The organism is Nitratidesulfovibrio oxamicus (assembly GCF_015731765.1).
In the GTDB taxonomy this organism is placed as follows: domain Bacteria; phylum Desulfobacterota; class Desulfovibrionia; order Desulfovibrionales; family Desulfovibrionaceae; genus Cupidesulfovibrio; species Cupidesulfovibrio oxamicus.
This window is the reverse complement of the sequence record NZ_VRYY01000050.1, coordinates 1-8,084: the sequence shown is the minus strand read 5'-3', so window position 1 is coordinate 8,084 and position 8,084 is coordinate 1. Positions and strand designations below refer to the sequence as shown.

9 protein-coding genes are annotated in these 8,084 nt (G+C 65.7%); 2 read left to right on the top strand and 7 right to left on the bottom strand.

From position 1 onward, the window contains the following. Positions 1–370 precede the first annotated feature (370 nt). From prfA to rpmE, 3 genes are all read right to left on the bottom strand, one after another. Positions 371–1,444 carry a peptide chain release factor 1 gene (prfA, locus tag FVW20_RS02460; protein ID WP_196608146.1) on the bottom strand — a complete coding sequence of 358 codons (1,074 nt, stop codon included), beginning with the start codon at positions 1,442–1,444 and terminating at the stop codon, positions 371–373. Positions 1,445–1,447: 3 nt separating this feature from the next. Beyond that, a complete protein-coding gene (locus FVW20_RS02455) occupies positions 1,448–2,380 on the bottom strand; it encodes a DUF1385 domain-containing protein (RefSeq protein WP_196608147.1) in 933 nt (310 codons plus the stop codon). Positions 2,381–2,639: 259 nt separating this feature from the next. Next, positions 2,640–2,855, bottom strand: a complete 216-nt coding sequence (rpmE, locus tag FVW20_RS02450; protein WP_167122574.1) for a 50S ribosomal protein L31 — start codon at positions 2,853–2,855, stop codon at positions 2,640–2,642. A 417-nt stretch (positions 2,856–3,272) separates the two neighbouring features. On the opposite strand from rpmE, the gene FVW20_RS02445 reads away from it, so the two are divergent. Together FVW20_RS02445 and FVW20_RS02440 are read left to right on the top strand one after the other, a co-directional pair. Beyond that, complete coding sequence (locus tag FVW20_RS02445) at positions 3,273–4,106, top strand: TlyA family RNA methyltransferase (RefSeq protein ID WP_167122578.1); 834 nt, start codon at positions 3,273–3,275, stop codon at positions 4,104–4,106. Positions 4,107–4,513: 407 nt separating this feature from the next. Then, complete coding sequence (locus tag FVW20_RS02440; RefSeq protein ID WP_196608145.1) at positions 4,514–4,672, top strand: hypothetical protein; 159 nt, start codon at positions 4,514–4,516, stop codon at positions 4,670–4,672. Between the two features lie 118 nt (positions 4,673–4,790). On the opposite strand, the gene gap is transcribed toward FVW20_RS02440, so the two are convergent. The 4 genes from gap to FVW20_RS02420 all read right to left on the bottom strand — a co-directional run bounded on the left by gap (position 4,791) and on the right by FVW20_RS02420 (position 7,887). After that, the gene (gap, locus tag FVW20_RS02435) at positions 4,791–5,807 is read right to left on the bottom strand and encodes a type I glyceraldehyde-3-phosphate dehydrogenase (RefSeq protein ID WP_190244783.1); all 1,017 of its coding nucleotides are present in this window, start codon (positions 5,805–5,807) and stop codon (positions 4,791–4,793) included. Positions 5,808–5,818: 11 nt separating this feature from the next. Then, a complete protein-coding gene (locus FVW20_RS02430) occupies positions 5,819–6,382 on the bottom strand; it encodes a GAF domain-containing protein (protein WP_196608144.1) in 564 nt (187 codons plus the stop codon). 493 nt (positions 6,383–6,875) lie between these two features. Next, on the bottom strand, positions 6,876–7,451 hold the full coding sequence (locus tag FVW20_RS02425) for a manganese efflux pump MntP (protein WP_196608143.1): 576 nt from the start codon (positions 7,449–7,451) through the stop codon (positions 6,876–6,878). 19 nt (positions 7,452–7,470) lie between these two features. After that, the gene (locus FVW20_RS02420) at positions 7,471–7,887 is read right to left on the bottom strand and encodes a MarR family winged helix-turn-helix transcriptional regulator (RefSeq protein WP_167126483.1); all 417 of its coding nucleotides are present in this window, start codon (positions 7,885–7,887) and stop codon (positions 7,471–7,473) included. Positions 7,888–8,084 lie beyond the last annotated feature (197 nt).

Genomic DNA, 8,084 nt, shown 5'->3' with positions numbered 1-8,084 from the left:
GGCGCGGACCACCGCGCGCAGGCCCTGCGGCGCGGCAGCGGACAACGGGATGAGGGCGGCGCGGGCGGCAGCCGTGTCCTGTCCGGCAATGTCGGGAAATGTCGTGGGGCTGTGGTCGCTCATGGGGCCGAGCAGTAGCGCAGCCGGGGGCGCGCCGCAAGCGGCGGGTGGGGGAGGAGCCGCGAGAAGACAGCGCGGCGGTGCTCTACGGCTCGAAACGAATAGTCAGGCTGGCCGTCTGCAAGCAAGGCCCTTCGAATCAGGGAAGGAAGCGCGAAACGGCGACCGGCAACGCGAAGCGGCCCGCCGCTTGCGCGACGGGCCGTCATCTCATTCATTCTTTTCGTGCCGCTGACGCGATGTCCGCAGCCTACTGCACGTCGGCCTGCGCCTTCAGTGCTTCTGTCTGGGCATGGGTGGACAGGGCGTCGAACAGGGTCTGCGCCTCGCCTTCCATCACCCTGTCCAGCGAGTACAGGGTGAGGTTGATGCGGTGGTCGGTCACCCGGCCCTGCGGGAAGTTGTAGGTGCGGATGCGTTCGGAACGGTCGCCGGAACCCACCTGCGAGCGGCGGTCGGCGGCCATCTCGTTGTGCTGGCGGTCCTGTTCGGCCTGCAGCAGGCGCGACGCCAGCACCTTCATGGCTTTCGCCTTGTTCTTGTGCTGCGACTTCTCGTCCTGGCAGGATACCACGATGCCGGAAGGAATGTGGGTGATGCGCACCGCCGATTCGGTCTTGTTGACGTGCTGGCCGCCCGCGCCCGAGGCGCGGAACACGTCGATGCGGATGTCGTCCGGGCGGATTTCCACGTCCACTTCCTCGGCCTCTGGCAAAATTGCCACGGTGGCGGCGGAAGTGTGAATGCGGCCCTGCGATTCGGTGGCGGGCACGCGCTGCACGCGGTGGGTGCCCGATTCGAACTTCAGGCGGCTGTACACCTTGTCACCGACTATGAGGGCAATGATTTCCTTGTACCCGCCGGTGTCCGATTCGTTGGCGCTCAGGATTTCCACCTTCCAGCCACGGATTTCGGCGTAGCGGGAATACATGCGGAACAGGTCCGCCGCGAACAGGGCGGCTTCTTCGCCGCCGGTGCCCGCGCGGATTTCCACGATGGTGTTCTTTTCGTCCAGCGGGTCCTTGGGCAGCAGCAGCAGTTGCAGTTCCTGCTCGATTTCGGGAATGGCCGCCTCAAGCGATTTGGCTTCTTCCTGCGCCATGGACCGGATTTCCGGATCCCCGTCGTTCAGCAGTTCCTTGTTGTCGGCAAGGTTCTGGCGCAGTTCCTTGTAGCGGCGGAACACGTCCACCACTTCCTTGAGGTCTGCGTGGGCCTTGGTCAGCTTGCGGTAGCGGTCCTGGTCGTTGAAGACCTCGGACGAGGCAAGCTGCTGCTCCAGGTCTTCGAAGCGGCGTTCCAGGTTCTCGAGCTTGGCGAACATCCGTTACTCCGTTGCGGGGGCCTGATGGCGGTAGGCGGGCGCGCGCACCGTTGCCGGGGCGGCGTCTCCCAGGGCCTCGCGCAGGGCCACTATGGCGACCTCGAGCTGGTCTCGGTCGGGTTCATGGGTGGTCAGCATCTGCAGCAGCATGCCGGGGGCGCGCAGCGCCGCGCCCAGCAGGCCGTCGCCAAGGCGGGCGGCGTAGCGGATGGCCTCGTAGGCAAGTGCGCTGATGGGAACCATCAGCAGAAATTTGAACAGCACCGTTCCGGCGTGCTTGGTCACCGCGCCGTCGGGCGTCCATACCAGCAGCAGCAACGGCACCAGCACCGCGTGCAGGATGATGGAGATGGACAGCACGAACAGCAGAAAGGTGGTGCCGCAGCGCGGGTGCAGGCGGCTGTGGATGGCGGCGGTTTCGGGCGTCACGTCGCCGCGCGCCTCGAAGGCCCGGATCACCTTGTGCTCCGCCCCGTGGTACTGGAACACCCGGCGGATGTCCGGCAAAAACGAGATGGACAGGATGTACCCGATGAAGATGGCGAACTTGAACAGGCCGTCCCAGGCGTGGAACGACAGCCCTTCCACGTCGCCGCCAAGGCCCAGCCACTTCATGCCCAGCGAGAACATGTGCGGCAGCACCACGAACAGGCCAAGGGCCAGGGCCACCGACACTGCTAGGGTCACGGCCAGGTGCCACGGCTTCAGTTCCTCGCCGGACTCACCCTGGGCGGCGTGTTCGGCCGAGCGGTTCAGGGCCTTGATGCCGTTGACCAGGGTTTCCACCAGGGTGGGGAAGCCGCGCACGAAGGGGCGTTTCAGCCAGTCAGCGGACGACAGGGTGTACCACGGGCGACTTTCGGCCAGTATTTCGCCGTCGGGCAGGCGCACCGCAAGGGCCAGACGCTCGCCGTTGCGCATCATCACGCCTTCCATGACGGCCTGGCCGCCGATGGTGCAGGGCGTGTCCGCCGCGAGGGACAGCGCCGTGGGCAATACGCGACAGGCGCGGCCAAAATGCGAAAACGCCGCGCGGAGCGCACCGGTCACGCCGGTGGCCCGTGTCCTGCCCATTGCGCCCATGCTGTACCCCTTGCGGCTGATGGCAATGAAGATTTCTCCCCGGAGGGCGAACCCCTCCGGGGAGGAAAAATCGACGTCGGCGCGCGTGTGCGCACCGCCCGAGGAAGGCAGGCTACTTGCCTTCGCCGAACTTGGCGTACTTCTTGCGGAAGCGGTCGATGCGACCGGCGGTGTCAACGAAGCGCTGTTTGCCGGTGTAGAACGGGTGGCACTGCGAGCAGATTTCCACGTTCACGACTTCGCCCTTGGTGGAAAGGGCTTCGGCTTCGTAACCGCACGCGCAGGTCATCTTGGCCTTGAACGTGGTGGGATGGATGTTGTCTTTCATCTTGGACTCCTCGTGGGGAAAATCGGAACGCAAGTTGATACGCCCATCTCCCCGTTTTGGCAAGGCCTCCGATGTGACGGCGTTGCGGGCCGTCCGGGCCTCGTGTAGTCTGCCCATCGCCGCGCCCCGAGCATCGGGGCAGGGCGGGCAGGCGCAGGCAACAGGTATGCCGGGTGCGTGCCGCTGTCAAGGTTGCGCCGGTCAGGGCCGTGGCAACGTGCACAGAAGTTTTTTTGCCCGGGCAGCCGCTGGTTTTCTTTTCCTCTTTTTCCGCGTGGCCATGCCGCGCATGGCGAGTACCGCATGTCCCGTCCCGTTGATGTTCGCAAGGATGAACCCGCCACGCTGGCGGAAAACGCCGGGGCGACTGCGCCCGGAATGGACGAGGCTGTTTCCGGCGCTTCCGGTGAAGCCTCCGTGGCCCCGCGCCCCCGCCCCGCGCGCCCTCCGAAGAAGGAACGCGCCGATCAACTGGTGTTCGAGGCCGGGCTGGCCGAAAGCCGCGAGCAGGCCAAGCGGCTGATCATGGCCGGGCAGGTGGTGGTGCTGCCGGAGGGCGACGGCGACGAGGACGGGGATGGCGACGCGGGCGTGCCGGATCTGGCGAAGACGCCCGAACGGGCCGTGAAGGTGGACAAGCCGGGGCACAAGTACCCGGTGACGACGCGCTTCGAACTGTTCGGGCGCGAGCGTTTCGTCTCGCGCGGGGCATACAAGCTGCTGACCGCCATCGAGTATTTCGGGCTGGACGTGACCGGCTTCGTCTGTCTGGACGCCGGGGCGTCAACCGGGGGCTTCACCGATTGCCTGCTCCAGCACGGGGCGGCACGGGTATATTCCGTGGACGTGGGGCACAACCAGCTGCACGAGCGGCTGCGGGCCGACGCGCGGGTTGTCTCGCACGAGCACACCAACCTGCGCACCGCGCCGCCGGAGCTGATTCCCGAGCCGGTGGACCTGGTGGTGGCGGATGTGTCGTTCATCTCGCTGACGCTGGTGCTGGCGCCGTGCCTGCAATGGCTGAAGCCGGGCGGGCGGGTGGTGGCGCTGGTGAAGCCGCAGTTCGAGGTGGGGCCGGGGCAGACCGAGAAGGGCGTGGTGCGCGACCCGGTCCTTCGGCAGGCTGCCGTGGACAAGGTGGTGGCGTACTGCCGCGATGCGCTGGGGCTGGACCTGGAGGGCGTGGTGCCCTCTGCCATTACCGGCCCCAAGGGCAATCAGGAATATCTGGCGGCGTTCCGGCGGCGGTAGGCGGCCTGCAAGGTATCGCGGTCACGCTGCTGTCGAAATCCGCGCGCTGCGGTCGCCATCCGTAAGGTTCGCGCGTTGCGCTCACCTAACGGCTGCCGCCTTTTGTCGCCGGACGGCGTTGAATCGGCGTTTTTGATGCTCACGTACAAGAGTACGTTGCGCTCAAAAACGCCGATTCGCCTTGTCCGGCGAGCAAAAATCGTAATTTCGCACATCCTGTCCGCACCAGCCATCCGCGCCGGAAAGACCGGCGCGGAGTATAAGGAAGAAAGGCATATCGAGCTGGGGTGGGCAAACGGATCGTGTGGGCTGGTTTATTTGCGACAATATAAATATTATTGCGTATACATATGCCGTTGTGCTGTTTGGATGGCAATGACTTCATTACATTTTATGGAGGGATTCTAATGGCGCAGAAAGATAGCATTTCTTATGGAAGTGATGTTTCGCCGGGAAAGTATGAGTGCCGCGATTGCGGCAAGGTCATTGCCGTGTCCAAGGCGTTTCGTCGCTTCCTCCTTGCAATGGCCCAGGTGTCCATACGAAAAAATGTTGGAAATGCTTGAGTGGTCAGGGCGATGCGCCCAACGATCCGTACCCGAATAGGAAGAAATAAACTGAGCGTCCCCCCGGAGTTTTGCTCCGGGGGGACGCTGTTTGATCTTGCGAAAAGACGGCGCGTGTTTACAACCCCTTTTTCGCCATCAGGGCCGCCAGATCCGCCACGCGGCAGGAATAGCCCCACTCGTTGTCGTACCATGCCAGCACCTTGGCCATGTCGCCGTTCATCACGGTGGTGAACTCGGCGTCCACGATGCTGGAATGCGGGTCGGCAATGAAGTCGGACGACACCAGCGGCTTTTCGCAATACGCCATGATGCCCTTCAGCGGCCCTTCGGCGGCGGCCTTCAGGGTGGCGCGCAGTTCGTCGGTGGTGGTGGGCTTTTCAAGCTCGGCCACGAAGTCCACGATGGACACCGTGGCCGTGGGCACGCGCAGGCTGATGCCGTCGAACTTGCCCTTCATCTCGGGAATGACCTTGGCCACGGCCTTTGCCGCCCCGGTGGAGGTGGGGATGATGTTCTGCGCGGCGGCCCGGGCACGGCGCAGGTCCTTGTGGGGCAGGTCCAGGATGCGCTGGTCGTTGGTGTACGAGTGCACCGTGGTCAGCACGCCCTTGACGATGCCGAAGGCCTTGTGCAGCGCCAGGGTGACCGGCGCAAGGCAGTTGGTGGTGCACGAGGCGTTGGACACGACATGGTGTTTTTCCGGGTCGTAGTCCGCGTCGTTGACGCCAAGCACGATGGTCAGGTCTTCTTCCTTGGCGGGCGCGGTGATGATCACCTTCCTGGCCCCGGCGTCGATGTGCGCCCTGCACTGCGGACCGGTGCGGAAAATGCCCGTGGATTCGATGACGATGTCCACGCCCAGGTCGCGCCAGGGCAGCACCTTGGGGTCGCGCTCGGCATAGTTGCGCACCACCCAGTCGCCCACGTGGATATTGCCGTCCTTCACTTCGGCGTCCACCTTCAGGCGACCGTAGCAGGTGTCGAACTGCAACAGATGCACGTTGGTGGCCACGTCGTACAGGTCGTTGACGGCCACCACTTCCATGGTGTCGGGGTATCGGTCCAGGATGGCCTTGAACACCTGACGGCCTATCCGCCCGAACCCGTTGATGGCAATGCGGAGTTTGGTCATCGGGGGTTCTCCTACAGTTCGTGGATGGTGTTGTTGTATGCGGTGAGCAACTCGTAGTCGGTCTTCAGCGCCTGATGCAAGCGCGCGTTCTCGATGGCGATGGCGCTGAGATTGGCGATGGCCCCGGCGAATTCCACTTCTTCCTCGGTGAAGTTGCGGGCAACTGCGGAATAGACGCGCAGCGACCCGATGGCCTTGCCGTCCACCAGCAGGGGCAGCACCAGGATGGACACCAGTCCTTCGGCTTGGGCGGCTTCCGGGTACTGGAAGCGCGGGTCTGTGGCCACGTCCTGGATGTGCACCACGTTGCCCGCCAGCACCTCGCGGTCAAGGCCGCTCTTGGCGATTTCGATGGGCCCCTTGCGCAGGTAGCCCTTGCTCAGCCCCCACGCCGCGCTGGCCAGCAGGGTGGTGCCGCGCCGGTCGATGAGCCGCAGGGTGCAGGCCTTGGCGTTCAGCGCCCCGGCCACCTGCTTGGCGATGGTGTCGAGCACGGTGGTGGGTTCAAGGCTGGAGTTGATGACGCGGACCAGGTCGTAGAGGGTACGGTAATAGGTGTGTTCGCGTTCGCCCATGGCGATGCCTCCGGGGTTGGGGTTGCGGTGGACGTGCGGCGTTCGGGACATGACGCTGGAGCGGGGTGGGCGCTGCGGCCCGTCGCAGGCCAGCCGTCCGGGGCGCGGCGCCTCGGTCCTTGCCGCGATGGATGCGGGCCGCGTGTACAAGGGCCGCGTGAGTATGGTCCCGTGGTTGTGCGCTGCGGTCACAGGGAGTGCATGCCGCCTTCCGGCGGACGTGCAGGGCCGGGCTGCGGTGCGCGATGGCCGCCGGAAAGCCCGGTTCATGGCATTCTATATCCATTCGGGAGAAAAGGCACAAGCGCGGAAGGCGGCTTGCCGGGACGGGGGCGCGGCAAGGGCGGCGGGTGCAGGGGCCGGGGGTGCAGGGGCCGAGGGGGGGCAAGGGGGGCAGACGGATCGGACGGACTGGCCGGATCGGGAGACCCGGGAGGATCAGGTGGATTGGGCAGACAGGCAGGCCGGGCGGTGCCGAAGGCAGTGGCTGCCGCTATCCGAACACCCCGTGGTCATGCAGGATGCGCACCCCGATGGCGATGAGCACGCCGCCGCCCACCAGGGCCGCACGGTGGCCCATACGGCTGGCGTTGGCCAGCACCCGGCCCAGGTGCAACCCCCCGGCGGTAAAGCCCGCGCACACCACGCCGATGACCACGGCGGGCGTCCAGATGGAAAGCCCGAGGATGGACAGCGAAAGGCCCACGGCCAGAGCGTCGATGCTGGTGGCCACGGACAGCACCAGCAGGGTCATGCCGCGCGTGGGATCGCACTTGCAGTCGGCATCCTCGTCGTCGCCCGCCAGGGCCTCGCGCATCATGCGCACGCCGATGAAGACCAGCAGGCCAAAGGCCAGCCAGTGGTCCCAGGCCTCTATGTAGTCGCGCACGGTAAGGCCCAGCGCCCACCCGGCCACGGGCATCAGCGCCTGGAACAGGCCGAAATGGAACGACAGGCGAAAGGTCTGGCGCGGCGAGACGCAGCGCAACTGCACCCCGGTGGCGACGGAAACGGCAAAGGCGTCCATGGCAAGGGCCACGGCAAGGGCCAGCAGTTCGATGACAGTCATGCGGTGTCCGGCGGCAGGCCTAGAAAGAGGCGTTCATGGTTTCCAGGCAGTGCAGCAGGGCCGTCTTCTGCTCGGTTGTCAGGTCGGCGGTCAGGTCGTCGGTCAGGCGGCGGTGCAGCCGGTCGTGTTCCTCGTACTGCGTCTGGCCGCGCTGGGTCAGGGCCACGAGGATGGACCGCCGGTCGTGCTCGTGCGGGCGGCGCACCACAAGCTGCTTGTCCTCCAGCCGGTCCACCAGCACGGTAAGGGTGCCGGTGGTCACCCCCATGCGCGCGGCCAGTTCCTTCATGGGCAGCGCGCCGTGAATGCCCAATATTTCCAGCGTGTGCGTCTGCGGCAGGGTAAGCCCCTGCTCGCGCACCACGTCGTGCTCCCACGAGGAGAGCTTTTCGTAGAATTCCACGATGGCGTGGGTGAGCTTGCCGGTGTCGGACATGGCGGGCCTGCGTGCGGAGGGTGGACGCCGAAAGGCGCAAGGGGCGCGGCGCCGCACGGATGCGGCGACGCGCCCGGTCCTTATAGCCACCCACGGATGCGGGGGCAAGGGCGGCGAGGCCGGACGGGGAGCCGAACGGGGGCGGGGCAGGATGGGAGGCGCAATGCAAGGCCCACCGCAAGGATGGGCGGGCGGCA